This window comes from Cytophaga sp., assembly GCF_051961495.1.
Classification (GTDB): Bacteria; Bacteroidota; Bacteroidia; order Cytophagales; family Cytophagaceae; genus Cytophaga.
Window position 1 is genome coordinate 1 of sequence record NZ_JBQCDF010000185.1, and the last position, 19072, is coordinate 19072.

Sequence of the window (19072 nt, forward strand, 5' to 3'; positions counted from 1 at the left end):
GATGAATAATTCTTTAAATTCAATATTTTGAAATTCGTTTTATTTTTTTTGTTCATAAAGCATGCTTAAAAAAATCCTCTCTTCGCATGTAAGTGTCAATTTATATTTTGATTAATTTGTCTTTGTACAGAATTTAACTAATTTTAATTGATCTGTTAATAGAACGGATATGCTATGGTTGTTTTTTTAACACGTTAAATTTTAGCTGAGAAGTTTAATTTAAGCGTTTGAAAAATTGAAATGTATCATAATGATATTTTCACGAAACGTATAGTTTATCAATTGCAGACTGTTTTACGAAAAACAGTTCCGGCAAATTTTCAGGTTTTTTAATTTTTAAAAAGTACCAGCTAATTGTTTTGTTTTACTAATTACATTCCTGCTATGTTGAAGAATGTTATTTTTCCATTTATTGTGATTGGATGTTTAACCTTTTCTGCTGAAGTGCTTGCACAGGATACAATAGTCTCCATACCTGTGGATACATTGAAAAGACTCAGTCTGGAAGAATTGATGAATGTTGAGATCGAAGTGACATCCGTTTCAAGAAAATCTGAAAAATTAACAGAAGTGGCTTCCGCCATTCAGGTAATTACCCAGGAAGATATCAGGAGATCGGCTGCTACCAGCCTTCCGGAAGCTTTACGCTTGTCTCCTAATTTACAGGTAGCACAGTTAAGTGCCAATGCCTGGATTATCAGTGCCCGTGGATTCAATGCTCCTTTTTCAAATAAACTTCTGGTGATGATTGACGGACGTACGGTTTACTCTCCTTTATTCGCGGGGGTATTCTGGGATGCCCAAAGTGTATTACTGGAAGACGTTGAACGGATTGAAATCATAAGCGGACCCGGGGGAACGCTTTGGGGAGCGAATGCGGTGAATGGAGTAATCAATATCATTACCAAAAGCTCTGGAGACACGAAGGGCCTATATGTTTCCGCTGCCGCAGGTACTTTTTTCAAGGATCATGAAGCAATACGTTACAGCGGGAAAATCGGTTCTGATTTTTCGTACCGGATTTATGGGCAGCATACTAACCGCAGTTATACCTATAAGCCGGACGGAACAGCCAATTCGGATAAGTGGGGCTTGCTTCAAGGTGGCTTTCGTGCAGACTGGAACGTTTCAAAAAAAAATACATTCATGTTGCAGGGGAATGCGTATGGCGGTACGGAATATACTGCCCCTACAAAGTCTACCTTTGACGGACAAAATGTATTGGGAAAATGGGCGCATACTTTTTCTTCAGAATCAGAATTGATCATACAGGCTTATTATGACAGGACCTGGCGGCGTGATATACCCAGTACCATCAGCGACCAATTGAATACATACGATTTCGATTTCCAGCATCGGTTTTCAACAGGACACAGAAACAACATCGTGTGGGGCGGAGGATACCGGCATATGGAGGATCTTACCTTAAGCAGTACAGTCTATGTCGGGTTTATACCGAATAGAATGAATATGGATCTATACAGTGGTTTTATTCAGGACGAATTTGCAATCGTACCAAATAAGTTAAAATTCACGGTCGGAACTAAAATCCAGCATAACGTTTATACAGGTTTTGAATTCCAGCCGAACGGGCGGATGGCATGGACACCAAGCCAGAAGTATACAGTATGGGGAGCCGTATCAAGGGCTGTACGTATGCCAAGCCGTATAGATGTTAATTATTATATTCCCACATTTCCTTTACCTCCTACTGTTCCGCACGTAGAAGGTGGTCCTGATTTCAGATCAGAATCAGTTATTGCCTACGAATTGGGATACCGTTTTCAACCCGCCACCAAACTATCGCTTTCCCTGGCTACATTCTACAACCAGTATTATGACCTTTACAGTGTCGAGGCTTTGCCGGGAACGGTTGTGTATCAGATTCAGAACGGTACGCAGGGTTATTCATACGGGGTTGAATTTTCAGGTACCTGGCAGGTAATGCACAAATGGAAGTTACGCGGAGGATATACATTCTTCTCAAAAACACTCAGCAACAAACCTGGTCATACCTATGATTTCTCTCCGCTCGGATATGATGCACAAAACATCGTATTAATACAATCTATAATCAACTTGCCATATAATTTGCAGTTCGATGTTACAGGACGTTATGTAGACAGGCTTTATGGTTATACGGTTCCGGATTATTTCTCTTTTGATGCACGGTTGGCATACGAGTTTAAGAAGCTTGTTGAACTGTCTCTTGTAGGTCAAAACCTTTGGGAAAAAAGACATACAGAGTATCAATTTCAAATTCCACGCAGCGTTTACGGAAAAATCACATGTCGTTTTTAAGAAAAAAAACATATCAATATATCTATGCAGTATTGCTTGCAGCAAGTGCGTTTATTCTATCAGCCCAAACTCCTGTTAACAGGGAATACCAAATAAAAGCAGTTTTCATTTTCAACTTCACTCAATTTGTTGAATGGCCTGCCAATACATTTGCTACTCCGCAAAGCCCTCTGATCATAGGTATTCTGGGACAGGATCCTTTCGGATCTTATTTAGACCAAACCATTGCGAGCGAAAAAGTAAATGGCCATCCAATGATCATTAAGCGTTTCCAGCGTATAGAAGATATTAAAGAATGCCACCTTTTATTCATTCATGCAGCAGAAACTGTTAAAATGCCTCAGATCATTTCCAATCTGAAGGGTAAAAGTGTTCTTACAGTAAGTGATGCATCTGGTTTTATCAAGCAGGGTGGCATGATCCGCTTCTTTACGGTGGATAACAAGATCCAATTTCAGATTAATCCGGACGCTGCTAAGGCTGCAGGTCTCACGATCAGCTCTAAACTTTTAAGGCTGGCGGAAATTGTTGTTCCAAAATAATCAGTAAGCACGATGTTATTAAGAAACATACCAATTCGCCGCAAATTAATGATCGCTATCATGTTGACCAGCGGAGCAGTATTGGCGTTGACCTGCACTGCATTTTGTTCCTACGAATTTTATACATTCAGACAAGCTACTGTACGGCAGCTTTCGACCCTGGGAGAAATGATTGCAGCTAATAGCACTGCAGCACTTGCTTTTGATGATAGTGAAGATGCAAAAGAAATACTGACTGCACTTAAAGCCGATCAACATATTGCAGCTGCGAGTCTGTATGATAAGGATGGAAACCTTTTTTCATATTACCCGGCAAACCTTTCCAATGCTGACTTCCCTGCTCATGCCGGGTCTGAAGGATATTATTTTTCAGAATCATATCTGGAAGGATTCCAACCTGTTTTTGAGGGATCCAGGAAACTGGGTTCTTTATATTTGAAGTATGATCTTATTGCAATGAATGAACGTTTTAAATTGTATGGGATCATCGCGTTTATAGTTATAGGTGTATCGTCTTTGCTGGCGTACAGCCTTTCTAAAATACTCCAGCGCAGTATTTCGAAACCCATTGTTGCTCTTGCTGAAACAGCTAAAACAATTTCTGAACATAAGGATCATTCAGTGCGTGCTGTTAAATTCGGTTCAGATGAATTAGGCTCACTGACAGATGCGTTCAATGATATGCTTACACAAATTCAGATGCAGAATCAGACTTTGAATGAATTTAATCAAAAGCTGGAACAGAAAGTTGCAGAGCGTACTACTGAACTCGAATCAGTTAATAAAGAACTGGAGTCTTTTTCCTATTCCGTATCGCATGATTTACGGGCACCGCTCAGGTTCATTCATGGTTATACAAACATTCTGGAAGAAGAATACAAGGATAAGTTTGATGATGAAGGCCGGACGCTTATTCAGCGTATTGTAAATAATACAAAAAAAATGGGGCAGTTGATTGATGACCTGCTTTCATTTTCCCAGCTTGGCAGAAAAGAGATACGTAAAAGGCTTGTATCAATGAACACGATTGTACGTGAAGTCTGGGAAGAACTTATGCGGATGGAAAGCGGCCGCAATGTGAAATTCGTTATGCAGGAATTGCCGGATGTTTATGTCGATCCTTCCACAATTAATCAGGTATGGGTTAACCTGATATCGAATGCCTTAAAATATTCCAAAAACAGAGAACAGACAGTTATTGAAATCTCTTATAAACAAACTGAAAAGGAAACTGTTTTTATTATCAAAGACAATGGTGCCGGATTCGACATGCAATATTATGACAAGTTGTTCGGAGTTTTTCAGCGCCTGCATTCAACAAAGGAATTTGAAGGAACAGGCGTTGGCTTGGCTATAATACAACGCATTATAGCTAAGCACGGAGGAAAAATATGGGCAGAGGCAGAAGTCAATAAAGGCGCAACATTTTATTTTTCATTACCAATCAATTAAACATAAAATTATGAAACCACATTCAAGAGTTGATATTCTTCTGGCAGAAGATAGTTTTGAAGATGCAGATTTAACCATAAGAGCGCTTAAGAAAAAAAACCTGGCAGATCATCTTCTGCATCTTGAAGATGGAACTGCCGTATTGGATTTTATTTTTTCGCCTGAAGGTTTAAATATTCCTAAACTTATTCTACTTGATCTGAAGATGCCTAAGCTCAATGGTATTGAGGTTATACATGTGCTTAAATCTGATGAAAGAACGAAATCAATACCTATTACTGTGCTCACTTCTTCAAAAGAGGGTCCGGATATAGAAGCGTGTTACAAGCTGGGTGTGAATAGCTATATTATCAAACCTGTTGAGTTTGATAAATTCGTGGATGCAGTAACGGAATTGGGGTTATATTGGTTAATTCTGAATCAATTACCTCGTTGAACAAAGGTCTATGATGAAGATCCAAAAGAACCTGTGCCTGGGTTCATCTACGGTAGCAGTAAAGTCCATTGATTCAGCGGTCGACTTCTATTTGCATCAGCGAGAGGCAGAATGTGAGAAACATCTGCTCAGTTATTTAAATAATTCATAATTCATAATTCATAATTCATAATTCATAATTCATAATTCATAATTCATAATTCATAATTCATAATTCATAATTCATAATTCATAATTATCCTTCCTTCGGGTTGTCCGCCCAAACCGTAGTTTCACTCCATGCATCATAATCTTTTTTCAGTACATCCAGTTTGGCTGTAGCACCTTTAAGCGCCGCAGCGCCAAGTAACAAACGGAGTGGAGGTTCTTTCGATTCTACTGCTTTAACAATTGCCTGTGCCGCACGTTTGGGGTCGCCAGGCTGGTTGCCGCTATAGCCACGGATGAAAGATTTATTGGCACCGGCAGTGTCTGCATAATCTGCAATCACGATTTTACTGTTCTCTGCCGAACGTCCGGCCCAATCGGTACGGAAGCCGCTTGGCGCAACAATCGTAACATGTATACCTAAATGCGCGACTTCTTTTGAAAGTGATTCTGATAAACCATCCACCGCAAACTTGCTTGCGTTGTAATAACCCAATGCAGGGAACGCAACCAAACCACCCACAGATGAAATATTGATGATATGTCCGCTGCGCTGTTTACGCATCACTGGTAATACAGCTTTGGTCATGTTGCCCAGACCAAAGAAATTGATTTCGAACATTTTTCGTACGGCATCATCTTCGCTTTCTTCAACGGCGCCGAAGTATCCGATACCGGCATTATTAACCAGTACATCAATACGACCGAAGCGTTCAACGGCTTTACTCACTGCTGTGCTGATCTGATCGGGTTTTGTAACATCCAGTGATAAAGCTAATGCCCGGGATTCATGACCAACAACCAGATCACTGATGTCTGTAATCTTACGTGCTGTTACTACTACACTTTGACCAATACTTAATACATGGCTTGCCAGCGCACGACCGAAGCCTGTTGAACAACCTGTTATAAACCAAACTTTTTCCATAATGCTTTCGGAATTGTAAATTATAAGTTATGAATTTTAGTTGCTGGCGCAAGCATTGCTTGTGCCTGTATAAACTTTCGCTTGCCAATATTTATGTTAGACTTATATGCATGTACCCTGTATATTGCCTTGTCTGAGTGAGCATTGATGGCCTGTGTGTCACAGACCATGGATTGAGGCACAAGCAAATGCTTGCGCCAGCGAAAATTTTTGCCTGGTATCACTTAACAAAACTAGTCTGCTTTGCCAGTACTTTTATATCCGGCACTTCCAGGATCTGTTTATTGAAACCAAAGATTGTTGCATTGATCATGGCCATGCCTACCTCCTTTAAAGTCGATACGTTATTTTTGAATACGACTTTAAAAAATGGATACATCCATGCTATGTATTTGTATGGCTTCAGTGTATTTTTTAAACCGGGCGTAGGCTGCATGTAACCCGGCCTGAAATTATATACATCCTTAAATGGAAGTTTGGTCAGATCATTCTCTGTTTTTCCTTTTACACGTGCCCACATCAGTTTTCCTTTCTCGGTACTGTCTGTAGATGCCCCGGAAACATAGCAGAACGTCATGTCTTTATTTAAACGGCTTAATGTTTCGGCAACGTGCATGGTGAGTGTGTAGGTCATTTTTGTATAGTCTGCTTCATTCATGCCAATGGAAGAAACTCCCAGACAGAAATAACACGCATTGTAACCAATCAATTGATCCTGGATTGGAGTGATATCAAAGAAATTGGTGTGGACGATCTCTTTTAGTTTCGGATGCTTATGGCCCGAAGGTTTTCTGTTGATGATAAGTACTTCTTCAACATCCGGATGCTGAAGGCACTCATGCATAACGCCTTCACCAACCATGCCTGTAGCGCCGGTAACGATTGCTTTAATTTTCATAGGACGAGCGGATCAATAATGAATAAAATTGTAGTCAATGTGTCATTATGCCTGTAGACGTATATAAAAGTTAAATATTTTATACGGAAGATAAAAACATTTTATCTCGGGGCGAATAAAATAACCAATGTCCCGATCAGACAAATTCCGGCTCCGATAAAATCCCATGAATCAGGAGAAAAATTTTCTACTTTATACATCCACAATAATGAGCAGGTAATGTAAATACCTCCGTATGCGGCATAGGCTCTGCCTGCAGATGCTGTATCTATTTTTGTAAGCAGATATGCAAAAGCAAGTAAGCAGGTTAATGCTGGAATGAGTAATAAAGCAGACTTACCGGCTCTGAAATAAGTCCAGAATAAATAACAGCCGGTAATTTCAAAGAATGCTGCAAGGATGAAATAGATAATGTTACTCATAATTTATTTCAAACGTTTTAGAGCAAGTTATAACAACAACGAATCGATCCGGTGTGCCTGTACCAACTGGTCTTTGACAGACCATACAAATACCGTAAACCGTCCATCCTGAGAGGCCACTAGGGCCATGGCATTTTTTTGATCCTGCACAAATTGAGCAGCAGACAGATGCCGTGTGCCGCCTGTTTTAGATGGAAATACGATGGTTGGTTTATTTTCTTTTATGGGCTCGGTTTCAATGATTTTTTCAATAATAGGTTGTCCCACACGCTGAACAATTTTTTCTCCAAAAGCCAGCAGTTTATATTCATCGTTAATAATCGTAGCGCCGTCAATAGCAGTAAGACCGGCAATAATATCCACTTCCTTTGAAAGTACAGACTGCCAGTTCGGGATTGAATTATCGATTTCATTTTTTTTGACCAGATCTGCAAGTCCGGAAAATACAGGCTTGATGGCATAATGAAGCGGGTGACTGATTGACTCTCTCCATTCTTTTGTTTGGGATGGAACTACCAGAATGGTACCTCCATGCTTGTGCGCCCGCATGGAAACTGCAAGTTGAAGCAGTACATTTACAGAATTGTGCCTGGAGGTAATGGACGTAAAATCCAACAAAGAACTTACAATCTTCGGACAGGAGCCGTTGGTTGAATTCTGCTCATCAACGATTTTGATTTCATCGCCGGCCAGCACGGCAATGTTTGAAAACTTACCGAACCCATCAATACGTCTGTGCTTGATCACTACCTGTCCGGCTTCCGAGATGTCCAGTACAAAACAGCAGTTCGGCAGACTGAGCGTAGCACCCCAGACGTAAAGTGTATTATCTTCGTCTTGCCATAAACCCAGGTGGATACCTGCGCGTTCGTAGCCCGGAGAAAGCTTGGTTAAATTTTTCGGTGTGAAAGGAATCGGCTGCGCAAAGATGATGGGCGTACCAGCTTGTTCCGGTTTCAGATAGGCTAAAGAAATTCTTGGAGAACGCCCTTCTTCATGGCGCAGGCTGGTCCAGAAGCCAACGTCAATAAAGGACTCTATAATAGATGCATTTGGCACCGAGGCTAAATTTTTTTCGCCTAAACGGATTGCTGTTGCCAGGTGGTTTGCAAATATGGTTTCTACAGATTCAGCTACTATGCGTGCTGCCTTGTATGTTGATTCACTTTTCATTAATGCTAAAATAATCGTATCGATTTAAACGAATATAAGAAATATATATGCAATATACTGAGTTAAGTAAAATGCTATTGGTAATATTTAACTCTGGCATAAAACACAAAAAATGCCCGATAAGTTTACATAAAAGTAATTATCGGGCATTTGCCACGGCAGAGAGTTGATACAGAGCCAGATTATTTTTTCAAGAATCCAAAGAAGCTTTTTTTAATCTCAACGCATTTGCTATAACAGATACAGAACTTAAACTCATAGCCGCAGCCGCAATCATAGGAGAAAGTAATAATCCGAATACCGGAAACAATATGCCCGCTGCAATTGGAACGCCCAGTACATTGTATATAAATGCGAAGAATAGATTCTGTTTAATGTTTCTCATTACATTGTGGCTTAATTTTTTTGCTTTTACAATACCATGTAAATCACCTTTAACCAATGTAATTTCGGAACTTTCAATAGCAACATCTGTTCCGGTCCCCATTGCAATACCAACATTTGCTTGTGCCAATGCAGGAGAATCATTGATACCATCTCCCGCCATAGCAACGATTTTCCCTTCTGCCTGCAATTTTTTAATTCTATTTAATTTGTCTTCAGGTAAGCATTCTGCTATAAAATTAGTTAAGTGAAGTTCATCGGCTACAGCCTTTGCTGTATTTTTATTGTCGCCGGTTATCATGATTACTTCTACGCCTTGTTTTATTAAATCAGCAATAGCTGTTTTACTGTTTGCTTTTATCGCATCAGAGATAGCCACATAGCCCACAGCAATCTGGTTTACGGATATATAAGATACCGTTTTGCCAAGCCTTTGTTCTTCTAGAATAGATGCATTTAATGTGTCTGTAATTGAAACATGCATTTGTTCCATAAGTTTTAAATTACCTGCGGCAATTTTTTGATCATTTATTGTACCTGCAACTCCTTTGCCTGCGATCGCCTCAAAATCTTTTACGTCGATAAATGCAACTCCTTTTTCTTTGGCATACATCATTACTGCAGTTGCTAAAGGGTGTTCGCTATATTGATTCAACGAAGCAATGAGTTGCAATAAATCCTGTTCCGCATATCCTTCAGTTGCGAATATTTTATTTACGGATGGTTTTCCTTCTGTGATTGTACCTGTTTTATCTGTAATCAGAACAGTTACTTTATCCATAATTTCTAATGCTTCAGCATTTTTAATGAGTATTCCTTCTTGTGCACCCTTGCCAATGCCAACCATTACAGACATTGGCGTTGCCAAGCCCAACGCACACGGACAAGCAATAATTAAAACGGCAACTGCATTTACAAATCCATATATATAAGCTGGTTCCGGCCCCCAAATAGCCCATACCGCAAAGGTTAGAACTGCGATTGCAATTACAATCGGTACAAAATATTTTGAAATAAGATCTGCCAGCTTTTGTATGGGCGCACGTGACCGGCTAGCACTGTTAACCATCTGTATAATCTGAGATAACAATGTATCAGCACCAACTTTTTGAGCTTCCATTATAAAAGATCTGGTTCCGTTTATTGTTCCGGCGCTTACTTTATCACCTTCTTTTTTATCAACTGGAATAGGCTCCCCTGTAATCATGGATTCATCTATTGTGCTGCTTCCATTCTTTATCAATCCATCAACCGGAATTTTGTCACCGGGTTTTACACGTAATAAATTTCCGACGATAATATTATGAATGGAAACAACTTTGTCTTCGCCATTTTCAATCAACGTGGCTTCTGAAGGTGCCATTTTAAGCAATGCTTTTATTGATCCGCTTGTTTGGCTGTGTGCACGTGCTTCCAGCAATTGACCTAATAATACCAATGTTAAAATAACTGCTACCGCTTCAAAATATAAATGTACGCTGCCATCATGGGTTTTAAATTCATCGGGAAATACAGTTGGAAAAATCAAACCAACCACGCTGAATAGAAATGCTACACCTGATCCGATTCCTACCAGGGTGAACATATTTAAATTCCATGTGATAATAGATTTCCATGCCCGAACAAAAAACATTGAACAAGTATAGAATACAATAGGCAAGGTCAACATAAACTGTATCCAATTCCAAACATTCATATTCAGGAGATTTGACAATGGATTATTGTGTATCATTTCTGCCATTGAAATGAAGAATACAGGTAATGCGCAGGCAACGGAAATTTTCATTTTCCGGGCAAGTTCATTATACGTTTTGTCCTCTGCACTTTCACCTGGTTCTAAAGGTATAAGATCCATCCCACAAATCGGACAAGCCCCCGGCTCGTCTTTGATCACTTCCGGATGCATGGAACAAGTGTATTGCTGTTTAGAAATAAGGCGGGGTTGTTCGACCAAATCCATTCCACAAACAGGACAATCACCTGGTTTATCATAGGTTTTATCTCCTTCACAATGCATAGGACAATAATATATTCCATTGCCCGGAACAGATGGCTTTTTATGACTATGTGTATGTGAATGATTTATTTCTTTAGAAGAAGCATTTTTCTGACCACCTTCTTCAATGGTATAGTGTAAGCCGGCATGTAATAATGCTTCCTGTAGTTTTACCACAGGGATGTGAGAAGTCATTTCAATTGTTGCTTCAGCTTGTTTTAAGTCAACAGTAACATTGATAACTCCATTAACATTGCTCAATGTTTTTTCTACACTGGCTTTACAACCCATGCAGGACATTCCATTTACGGTATAGGTGTGTGTCATACGGGAGTTTTGAAGATTTTATGGATTCGTGTTAAGTTCTGTGTTTTATGTTTTAAGAAATGAATATTAGAGCATTCTTAAAAACGTATTTATAACTTCTCCGCTTTGTACCCAACCTTTTCCAGAATTTCTTTTATTTCTGCTTCCGTGTAATCGGTAGTTATAGTTAATGTCTTATCCGGACTTGCAATATCAACGCTCCAATCCTGAATCTTATCTTTGAAATTTAATTCCGGGCTGATAGTAGCAATGCAGCTTCCGCAGCTGATGTTGGTTTTAAAATGCAGCGTTTTCATAGCGTTATTTCTTTGTTTGTTTAACAAAGATAAATTATGATTGATAAAAAGATATTATAAAATTCATTAAATGAATTATAAATAAATAGCGCTGTATTCTTAAAAGATGTTCTCTCCGGAAGCACTTAAGAAATTAAAATTATACCTAAAAAAAGCGAAGCTATTTCAATAAGCACAAAGAGTTAAGACTGTGCACTTAGGCTAGTCTTAACTCTTTATATAGTTTATTTTGGTATAAATAATTATTTCATTAACATATCCTTCTCCATGCAATGGGCGAGACATCCAGCTTGGGCTTTATAGTTATTATGAACATAGGCTACTAATTTCCCAGCCTTATCATAGACGGCACATTGATCACCTTTTGAAGGTTTAACCGTATATTCTACCTCTCCATTAATATTATGGTAGTTTCCGTTTTTAGCAGCTTTACCCAAAATTTTTCCGTTAGTGTCTACTAAATTTCCCTGATTGTCGATGAAGGCAACTTTTTCACCATTACTATTTTTAAGGATGCTGTCTTTAGAAATTGTTCCAAATGTTGTACCTGATTTATCTTTTATTGTACCGGACGAATCAGTATGGAATGGAAATTGAGACTTAGTATTTTGAGCAAAACCAGTTGATGCAAAAAATAAAAATAGCATAAAGGCGGGTATTAGTTGAAATGTTTTCATAATTGTAAGTCGTTTGAGGGTTTATTTTTAGATTGTTTGCAAATTGCTTCAATAAAAATTTATAAAAAATGATATAGGCAGCCTATTGTATTGATTTTAATCACTACCATAGGCTTAATGTTCAGATGTATTAAGAAATAAGGTCATCCAGAGATTTTCTTCCCGGATTACTAAGCGATTTGTATTGGGAGGGTGTTGTTCCGGTAACGCTTTTGAACTGGGCAGACAACGCGGCCAGGCTGCTGTAATTCATTTTGTCAGCAATTTCTGAAAGTGTTAATTCATTATACGAAAGCAGTTCTTTTACATATTCAATCTTTTGCAGGATCACATATTTCTCGATGGTAATACCCTGGCTCGCGGTGAAGATTGAACTGATGTGCGAATAATCATAGCCGAGTTCTTTCGATAAATACGATGACAATTTTGTTGAGTGATCTGAAAGAGGATTTTTTATAAGTTGAATGATATGGGTTTTTATTGCTTCAACGATTTTATCCTTTTTGTCTTCCAATAGCTCAAAACCGTTCCTGATCAATTTATCTTTTAATGCAGCACGCTGTTCTGAAGATAGTGTCTCATGTAGCAATGCTTCGCCTAATTCAACTCTGGCAAAAGAAAAATTCAGTTCATGCAAAATGTCTTTCACAGATGCAATGCAACGTGGGCAAACCATATTTTTAATATGAATAGTTTCTTTTTCCATGGCCGATCAAGATACTAATTTAATTTTTAATTAACAGATCTACATTTTGTTCATATCATGTCCTGCCATGGGATCGACCCCTTTTTTAAAAATGAATTCACTTTGTAATAAATATGCTCCGGAAATTACGATTTCTTCTCCAATAGTTAAACCATGGAGGATTTCAGTTACAGAGCTATTTGTCGCACCAATATGCACCATTTTTGATTCATAAGAACCATCAGAGTTTTTAACCCAAACCGTATTTTCATTTGCACTTTTCAGGATTGCATTGGACGGGACAAGAATTGTTTTATTACTTTCTTTTGGAAAAATAACATTCGCCTGCATGCCAGGCTGTACAATTGACGACGGATTTTCAAAATCTATTCGAGCAATGGTGATCATTGAACCAGGAGATACCTGAGGTAAAATTTCAATAATTTTACCTTTAAGAGTAGGCTTTGTTTTACTATCAAATTTCAATTGTACAGTTTTACCAATAGCAGTTCCGGAATTAATTTCGTTTTCATAAAATTTGGCATCAACCCATAGTGTAGCATAATCGGCCAGTTCAAATATATTTTGTCCTTCCATTACAGTTGTTCCTTCCGAGACGTTTATTGCTTTAACGGTGCCTGTTGATGGGCTGGTTATCGGAAAAGGTATAAGTGGTTTATCTCTTAATTTCAGTTTATCAATTTGATTTTTTGTTAATCCCCATAGCAAAAGCTTGTTGAATGCATTTTCATAAATACGGTTTAGCAATTCATCATTTGGGTTCTTTTCTAATAATTTCCAGTTTGTAATAAATTCATTTTGTGTTGCAGTCAGTATCTCTGAATAAATCTCATACACAATCTGCCCTTTTTTAATAATCGTCCCGGTGGTTTTCACAAAGAGTTTTTCAATCCTGCCATCTATACGGGCATTAATATATTGTATCGAACGTTCATTTTCTTTGACAACACCTGTAGCATAAATTTGATTTTCGATGTTATCAAATCCTATTATTCTGGTTTGAATGTTTGCCAGCAATGTTTGTTCCGAACTTAGCTTAAGCATATTGGATTGCATTTGTTCCACTGAAATGGGTGTTAGTTCCATGTGGCAGATAGGACACTTACCTGGCTTGGGTTCTATAATTTGCGGATGCATGGAACATGTATAGTATGTTTTTATGCTATGTTCATGCAGGTTGTTGTTTTCTTCCTGAGTTGAACAGGATAAAAACAAGCATGTGATGAATACAAATAATAAGTATTTCATAGCTCAATTGTTATCGGTTGAAATGAATGCTTCACTATCTAATAAGTAAGATGCTACTGGTGCAATGCTATCAGTAGCATTCAATCCGGATAAAACCTCAATCCATTCAAAGGATTGTTTACCTGTTTGAATTTTATGAGCTTCATAGCCTAACTGTTTTTTAACAAATACGGCAGAATTCCCTTTTCCTAATTGTACGACTGAAGCTGCAGGTATCCAGAGGTTTTTATCTTTATTATTTTTAGTGGAAATATAGCCTCGTATCAATGTGCCGATTTTAAATTGACTGTGGTCGCTGCAAGTCATATAAACGCGTAGTGTATAAAAGTCTTCTGTATTATCAAAAGACTTTTCTATAAAATCTACTTTTCCTGAATAAGTGGTTGTGTTTATAATAACATCAACCGCGTCTCCGGTTTGTATAGAGCCAATATCTGATGGCATTACTTTGAACAATGCCCAGATACTGGATTCATCTGCAATGGTAAAAATTTCTTCTCCTTTTTTTATATAATCACCTTCGCGTATTAATTCTGCTACAGAAGTATTGGCACTCATGTCTGTTATATTTCCTGAATTGGGAAAACGCAATGCATGCGCTACCATATCGGTGTTTTCTGAAACAAAATGAATATGTCCATTTGAAGTTGCATAAATGGCAATGGTAGCATTTACTTGTTTTGTTCTTTCTATGTTTGAAATTTCTTTCTCATTCATACCCAGATTAATCATTTTTGATCGAATCGATGCTTTTGAATATTCATCCGATACATCGTTTGTTTTAAGTATGTATAAGTATTCATTTTGAATGGTTAATAATTCGGGACTATACAGATCCAATAATTTTTGTCCTTTCATTACTTTTTCAAAATTGTATTTGACATACATTTTTTCAACGCGGCCTGCAATGCGCGCACTGATGGTATTTACGTAATCAGGGTTGTAAGTTAAATAACCCAATGCACCAATTCTACCGGTATGATTTCCGGTTGATGGAACAATGGCCTTTAAGCCTGATAATACAAAACGATTGGTCGGTTGAATTAATGCTGCTAATGTATCGGTACTATTTGTATGGGGCATTAATTCTAAATCCATCCCGCATTTTGGACAAATACCGGGTTTATCGGAAGTCACTTCCGGATGCATCGGACAATAATACATCTTACTATGGTCGTGCATTTCGTTGTCCATTTTTTCTTTGGTATTTTCTCTCCCCTTGTTACAGGATACAAATACCAATAGTATTACTAATACGCGTAGCATGTGATTAGTAAATTTGAGCTTGTTTTTCATATTCTGCCTGTAAGGTTAATAGTTCCAATAAAATGTCGTAATACTGCATTTGTGTCATTTGAAGGTTCATGCGCGCATCTAACGTTTCAAATAACCCGCCCGTATTTTGTGTATATGCAATCATTGAAACATCATATGTTTTTTTGAGTGCAGGTAATAAAACCGTTTCATATAATTCAAGTTGGTATTTTGTTGATCTGATTGAATTTTGTAAGCCATATAATTTCCCGATTGATTCGTTGATGATTGATTGTTTTTCATTCTGCAGAGCCTTGATCTGATAATTCGCTGCTGTAACATTCGACTTATACATTTTCGACGACCATGGCGCAATAGGTATGGTCATCATACCCATTAGAGTGAATTGATTTGGATTAGAACCAAAAGCGAACATATGTCCATACTCGATACCAAAGTCGGGCCTGCCTTTGTATGATTCTGCGGTTTGTTTTAATTGTGCTACGCGAATATTTTTGTCGATGGCCGATACATCACTTCGGTTTAATAAAATGTTCGATGTATCTATGATCTGTATTTCATAATTTTTTACAACGGTGGTTGTATCAACAATAAATGAAATATTTTTATCACGATTCATAAGTGTGTTGATCATATATACTTTTTGCCTGCGTTCATTTTCCAACATCAATCGGTCTTTGTTCAACACAGCTAACTGAGATTTCGCTTTATAAATGCTTGCTAGGGATTCTTGATTGTATGCTATATTTTTTTCGCCCATCGTGATCATTACCTGCAGCGTTTTTTCAGCTTCTGTTAATACTTTTATTTTTTTATCTATAATCTGAATTTCGTTATAACTCATTTTTGCCTCAGCCATTAAATCATTTGCCGCTGTACGTTGTGTTTCTAATTCCACGGAAGACATAGCGCTCATATACGTTTGATTTGCGCGTAACTTTGATGGATTGGGAATCATTTGCTTTCCCTGTATCATCAGGTTGCCCATGCCCGGCATCATAGTGTTCATGCCATCAACGGTTTGTGTTTGTGGTTTCCAATACGACGTTTGATAGGGTGTCATGAAGAATCCAAACCCTATCTGCGGAGCATCCCAGGCTTTTGCACCCGTTGCCATTGCATCAAATGATTTAGCCTGGTTGCTATACATTTGTAACATCGGGTTGGATTGTATGATTGCAGATTTGATGGAATCATACGTAAGTACCTGTGCGCCCGCTGGCACACAGATGGTAATAAACAGCACAAATCCTGTGAGTTTATTCTTTAATATCGAGTACATCAATTTTTCCATGTTTATTCAACTCATAAATTTTCATTAATTCAAATACGATTGGAGTTACCAATAGCACATATATGGCAGATGTTATAGTACCTCCAACCAATGGTATTGTTATTGGAAGCATTACATCACTGCCAACGCCCGTGGCCCATAAGATTGGAATTAAACCGAACAAAGAAACAGATACTGTCATTAACTTTGGACGAAGTCTTTTTGCGGATCCGTCAATTACATACTTGCGGATATCGGCATCTGTGATACTGGCTCTTGAATTTCCTTTGTCATGAACGAGTTTTTCCATGGATTCATTTAAATAGATAACCATGAGCATCGCAGTTTCTATTGCCATGCCGAATAGAGCAATAAAACCCACAGCAACTGCTACCGATAAGTTTACGCCATAGAAATACACCATAAATACACCTCCCACCAGGGCAAATGGCACAGTGATCATGGTTGCAAGCGCTTCTTTCAAGGATTTATAGGTTGCATACAATACAATGAAAATAATTAATATCACGATTGGTAAAATCAATTTCAATGTTTTGTTTGCATGGATTTGGTTTTCCCACTGACCGCTCCATTCTACATAATATCCTTTAGGCATTTTAGCAATCATTTTGTTTAATTGCGCCTGCGCTTCAGTTACAGTGCTTCCCAGGTCTCTGTCGCGGACATTAAATAATACGGTTCCGCGGAGCATGGCATTTTCAGAATTAATCATCGGAGGGCCGTCTGTAATACTAATGTCTGCGATACTTTCCAGGGTAATTGTTCCAAACTGCATTGTCTGGACAGGCAAACGTTTTAACTCTTCCATGTTTTCCCGGTAAGCTTGTGCAAATCTTGCATTAACTGCAAATCGCTGCCTTCCTTCAATCGTTGTTGTAATATTCATACCACCGATTGCACTTTCAACGATCATATTCACGTCGTCAACTGTCAGGCCATATCTTCCTATGGCATCTTTTTTTATTTTGATATCTAAATACTTGCCGCCAACAATGGGTTCTACATACAAATCTTTTATGCCGTCAATATCTTTTATGGCCGATTTGATTTTTTCTGATAATACATATATAGAATCTAGTTCCTGTCCGTATACTTTTATACCAACATCGGTACGTACACCTGTAGAAAGCATATTGATCCGGTTAATGATTGGCTGTGTCCAGCCATTTGTAACGCCCGGAATTTGAAGTTTCGCATTCAGTTCATTGATAATATCATTTTTTGTAATGCCTTCCCGCCATTGTACATGAGGCTTTAATAAGATAATAGTTTCAATCATACTGATAGGAGAGTTGTCGGTTGCTGTTGATGCTCTGCCAGCTTTACCCAATACATGTTCAACTTCAGGTACCGACTTAATCAATTTGTCCTGAATCTGAAGAATACGTTTCACTTCGGAATTCGAAACATCAGGCAAGGTTACAGGCATAAAAAGAATCGAACCTTCATCCAGCGGTGGCATGAATTCAGTGCCAAGCTTAGTAAGCATGAATGCCCCTGTTAATAATAGTATTATATTAATTGTAAGAATTGTTTTTTTCCATTTTAAACAAAAAACCAAAATGGGTGTATATGCTTTTTCCAATCTGCTTGTTATTGGATTTTTTTCTTCAGGCTGTAGCTTACCTTTCAATAAATAAGAAATTAATACAGGCGTTAACGTGATGGCAAGAAAAGCATCTACAATCAAAATAAATGTTTTTGTCCATGCAAGCGGATGAAATAATTTCCCTTCCATGCCGGTTAATAAAAACACCGGAAGGAAAGAAGCAATTACAATAATGGTAGAATAAAACACACCCGGTCCGACTTGTCTGGAAGAGTTTTCAATCAAAGCCATGCGTTCTTCGTTTGACAATGGATCAGTATGCTTATGAAATATTTTTTGTATGAAGTTCATATTTTGCTGGTTAAAGAGTATTTGATTTTTTCTCCTGTGCATCTGCAATATGGCGATATGAATTTTCAACCATTACAATACCATCATCTACTACCACACCAATCGCAAGTGCAATGCCTGTTAAGGACATGATATTAGAGGATATATCAAAAGCTTCTAAAAGAATAAAACCTACGGCAACTGAAATTGGCAGTTGAATAATAATAATTAAAGCGCTTCGCCAGTGGAACAGAAATAAAATGATGACGATTGATACAACAATTAATTCTTCTATCAATGTACCCTTTACAGACTCGATGGCTTCTTCAATCAAGATACTTCGATCGTAAGATGCTTTGATATGTACTCCTGGGGGTAATCCTTTTTCCACCTCTTTAATTTTTTCTTTAACCGATTTAATTACCTGATCTGCATTTTCGCCATAGCGCATTACTACAATGCCGCCCACTACTTCACCTGTGCCATCATAATCAAAAATACCTAAACGCAGATCGCCGCCCATTTGCAAACTTGCTACATCCTTTATTTTTATTGGAATGGAATTGCGCGTTGAAACAGAAATATTTTCTATGTCTTCAATATTTTTTATATAACCCAATCCGCGAATAATATATGCCATATCTGTCATTTCGAATTTTCTTCCGCCTACATCGTTATTGTTGGCTTTTAC

At 38.0% G+C, this 19072-nt stretch carries 17 protein-coding genes; 4 read left to right on the forward strand and 13 right to left on the reverse strand.

All coding sequences use genetic code 11. The annotated features are described in order from the left end of the window. Positions 1–384: 384 nt before the first annotated feature. The 4 genes from ACTHJT_RS09900 to ACTHJT_RS09915 are packed head-to-tail and all read left to right on the forward strand — an operon-like array spanning position 385 to position 4731. Positions 385–2301 (forward strand): TonB-dependent receptor plug domain-containing protein, encoded by a 1917-nt coding sequence (locus ACTHJT_RS09900; RefSeq protein ID WP_440237860.1) that lies wholly within the window; start codon positions 385–387, stop codon positions 2299–2301. After that, positions 2289–2843, forward strand: a complete 555-nt coding sequence (locus ACTHJT_RS09905) for a YfiR family protein (RefSeq protein WP_440237861.1) — start codon at positions 2289–2291, stop codon at positions 2841–2843. Before ACTHJT_RS09900 ends, ACTHJT_RS09905 begins: the two co-directional genes overlap by 13 nt. 12 nt (positions 2844–2855) lie before the next feature. Then, a complete protein-coding gene (locus ACTHJT_RS09910; protein WP_440237862.1) occupies positions 2856–4295 on the forward strand; it encodes an ATP-binding protein in 1440 nt (479 codons plus the stop codon). Positions 4296–4305: 10 nt separating this feature from the next. Beyond that, positions 4306–4731: a response regulator gene (locus tag ACTHJT_RS09915; RefSeq protein ID WP_440237863.1), complete on the forward strand. Its 426-nt coding sequence runs from the start codon at positions 4306–4308 to the stop codon at positions 4729–4731. A gap of 235 nt (positions 4732–4966) precedes the next feature. Here ACTHJT_RS09915 and ACTHJT_RS09920 read toward each other — a convergent pair whose 3' ends face one another. The 13 genes from ACTHJT_RS09920 to ACTHJT_RS09980 all read right to left on the reverse strand — a co-directional run. Beyond that, positions 4967–5806 (reverse strand): oxidoreductase, encoded by an 840-nt coding sequence (locus tag ACTHJT_RS09920; protein ID WP_440237864.1) that lies wholly within the window; start codon positions 5804–5806, stop codon positions 4967–4969. Between the two features lie 220 nt (positions 5807–6026). Then, a complete protein-coding gene (locus ACTHJT_RS09925) occupies positions 6027–6704 on the reverse strand; it encodes an NAD-dependent epimerase/dehydratase family protein (protein ID WP_440237865.1) in 678 nt (225 codons plus the stop codon). Between the two features lie 101 nt (positions 6705–6805). Beyond that, positions 6806–7126 (reverse strand): YnfA family protein, encoded by a 321-nt coding sequence (locus ACTHJT_RS09930; protein ID WP_440237866.1) that lies wholly within the window; start codon positions 7124–7126, stop codon positions 6806–6808. A gap of 27 nt (positions 7127–7153) precedes the next feature. Continuing rightward, positions 7154–8299: a putative sensor domain DACNV-containing protein gene (locus ACTHJT_RS09935; RefSeq protein WP_440237867.1), complete on the reverse strand. Its 1146-nt coding sequence runs from the start codon at positions 8297–8299 to the stop codon at positions 7154–7156. 190 nt (positions 8300–8489) lie between these two features. Continuing rightward, positions 8490–11006: a heavy metal translocating P-type ATPase gene (locus tag ACTHJT_RS09940; protein WP_440237868.1), complete on the reverse strand. Its 2517-nt coding sequence runs from the start codon at positions 11004–11006 to the stop codon at positions 8490–8492. An 89-nt stretch (positions 11007–11095) separates the two neighbouring features. Continuing rightward, positions 11096–11302: a heavy-metal-associated domain-containing protein gene (locus tag ACTHJT_RS09945; RefSeq protein ID WP_440237869.1), complete on the reverse strand. Its 207-nt coding sequence runs from the start codon at positions 11300–11302 to the stop codon at positions 11096–11098. Between the two features lie 242 nt (positions 11303–11544). Continuing rightward, positions 11545–11979: a 5-fold beta-flower protein gene (locus ACTHJT_RS09950; protein ID WP_440237870.1), complete on the reverse strand. Its 435-nt coding sequence runs from the start codon at positions 11977–11979 to the stop codon at positions 11545–11547. Between the two features lie 130 nt (positions 11980–12109). Next, the gene (locus ACTHJT_RS09955) at positions 12110–12685 is read right to left on the reverse strand and encodes a helix-turn-helix domain-containing protein (protein ID WP_440237871.1); all 576 of its coding nucleotides are present in this window, start codon (positions 12683–12685) and stop codon (positions 12110–12112) included. A gap of 39 nt (positions 12686–12724) precedes the next feature. Further along, on the reverse strand, positions 12725–13933 hold the full coding sequence (locus tag ACTHJT_RS09960; protein WP_440237872.1) for an efflux RND transporter periplasmic adaptor subunit: 1209 nt from the start codon (positions 13931–13933) through the stop codon (positions 12725–12727). Between the two features lie 3 nt (positions 13934–13936). Then, positions 13937–15199: an HlyD family efflux transporter periplasmic adaptor subunit gene (locus tag ACTHJT_RS09965; RefSeq protein WP_440237873.1), complete on the reverse strand. Its 1263-nt coding sequence runs from the start codon at positions 15197–15199 to the stop codon at positions 13937–13939. A gap of 4 nt (positions 15200–15203) precedes the next feature. Next, positions 15204–16490, reverse strand: a complete 1287-nt coding sequence (locus ACTHJT_RS09970; RefSeq protein WP_440237874.1) for a TolC family protein — start codon at positions 16488–16490, stop codon at positions 15204–15206. Beyond that, the gene (locus ACTHJT_RS09975) at positions 16468–18402 is read right to left on the reverse strand and encodes an efflux RND transporter permease subunit (RefSeq protein WP_440237875.1); all 1935 of its coding nucleotides are present in this window, start codon (positions 18400–18402) and stop codon (positions 16468–16470) included. The genes ACTHJT_RS09970 and ACTHJT_RS09975 overlap by 23 nt, the downstream gene beginning before the upstream one ends. Before the next feature lie 10 nt (positions 18403–18412). After that, the coding region (locus ACTHJT_RS09980; protein ID WP_440237876.1) for an efflux RND transporter permease subunit at positions 18413–19072 on the reverse strand (660 nt) is incomplete at its 5' end.

Excerpts from the sequence above, each read along its gene's own strand:
- ACTHJT_RS09900 (WP_440237860.1), top strand. The coding sequence starts at position 385 with ATGTTGAAGAATGTTATTTTTCCATTTATTGTGATTGGATGTTTAACC.
- ACTHJT_RS09905 (WP_440237861.1), top strand. The coding sequence starts at position 2,289 with ATGTCGTTTTTAAGAAAAAAAACATATCAATATATCTATGCAGTATTG.
- ACTHJT_RS09910 (WP_440237862.1), top strand. The coding sequence starts at position 2,856 with ATGTTATTAAGAAACATACCAATTCGCCGCAAATTAATGATCGCTATC.
- ACTHJT_RS09915 (WP_440237863.1), top strand. The coding sequence starts at position 4,306 with ATGAAACCACATTCAAGAGTTGATATTCTTCTGGCAGAAGATAGTTTT.
- ACTHJT_RS09920 (WP_440237864.1), bottom strand. The coding sequence starts at position 5,806 with ATGGAAAAAGTTTGGTTTATAACAGGTTGTTCAACAGGCTTCGGTCGT.
- ACTHJT_RS09925 (WP_440237865.1), bottom strand. The coding sequence starts at position 6,704 with ATGAAAATTAAAGCAATCGTTACCGGCGCTACAGGCATGGTTGGTGAA.
- ACTHJT_RS09930 (WP_440237866.1), bottom strand. The coding sequence starts at position 7,126 with ATGAGTAACATTATCTATTTCATCCTTGCAGCATTCTTTGAAATTACC.
- ACTHJT_RS09935 (WP_440237867.1), bottom strand. The coding sequence starts at position 8,299 with ATGAAAAGTGAATCAACATACAAGGCAGCACGCATAGTAGCTGAATCT.
- ACTHJT_RS09940 (WP_440237868.1), bottom strand. The coding sequence starts at position 11,006 with ATGACACACACCTATACCGTAAATGGAATGTCCTGCATGGGTTGTAAA.
- ACTHJT_RS09945 (WP_440237869.1), bottom strand. The coding sequence starts at position 11,302 with ATGAAAACGCTGCATTTTAAAACCAACATCAGCTGCGGAAGCTGCATT.
- ACTHJT_RS09950 (WP_440237870.1), bottom strand. The coding sequence starts at position 11,979 with ATGAAAACATTTCAACTAATACCCGCCTTTATGCTATTTTTATTTTTT.
- ACTHJT_RS09955 (WP_440237871.1), bottom strand. The coding sequence starts at position 12,685 with ATGGAAAAAGAAACTATTCATATTAAAAATATGGTTTGCCCACGTTGC.
- ACTHJT_RS09960 (WP_440237872.1), bottom strand. The coding sequence starts at position 13,933 with ATGAAATACTTATTATTTGTATTCATCACATGCTTGTTTTTATCCTGT.
- ACTHJT_RS09965 (WP_440237873.1), bottom strand. The coding sequence starts at position 15,199 with ATGCTACGCGTATTAGTAATACTATTGGTATTTGTATCCTGTAACAAG.
- ACTHJT_RS09970 (WP_440237874.1), bottom strand. The coding sequence starts at position 16,490 with ATGTACTCGATATTAAAGAATAAACTCACAGGATTTGTGCTGTTTATT.
- ACTHJT_RS09975 (WP_440237875.1), bottom strand. The coding sequence starts at position 18,402 with ATGAACTTCATACAAAAAATATTTCATAAGCATACTGATCCATTGTCA.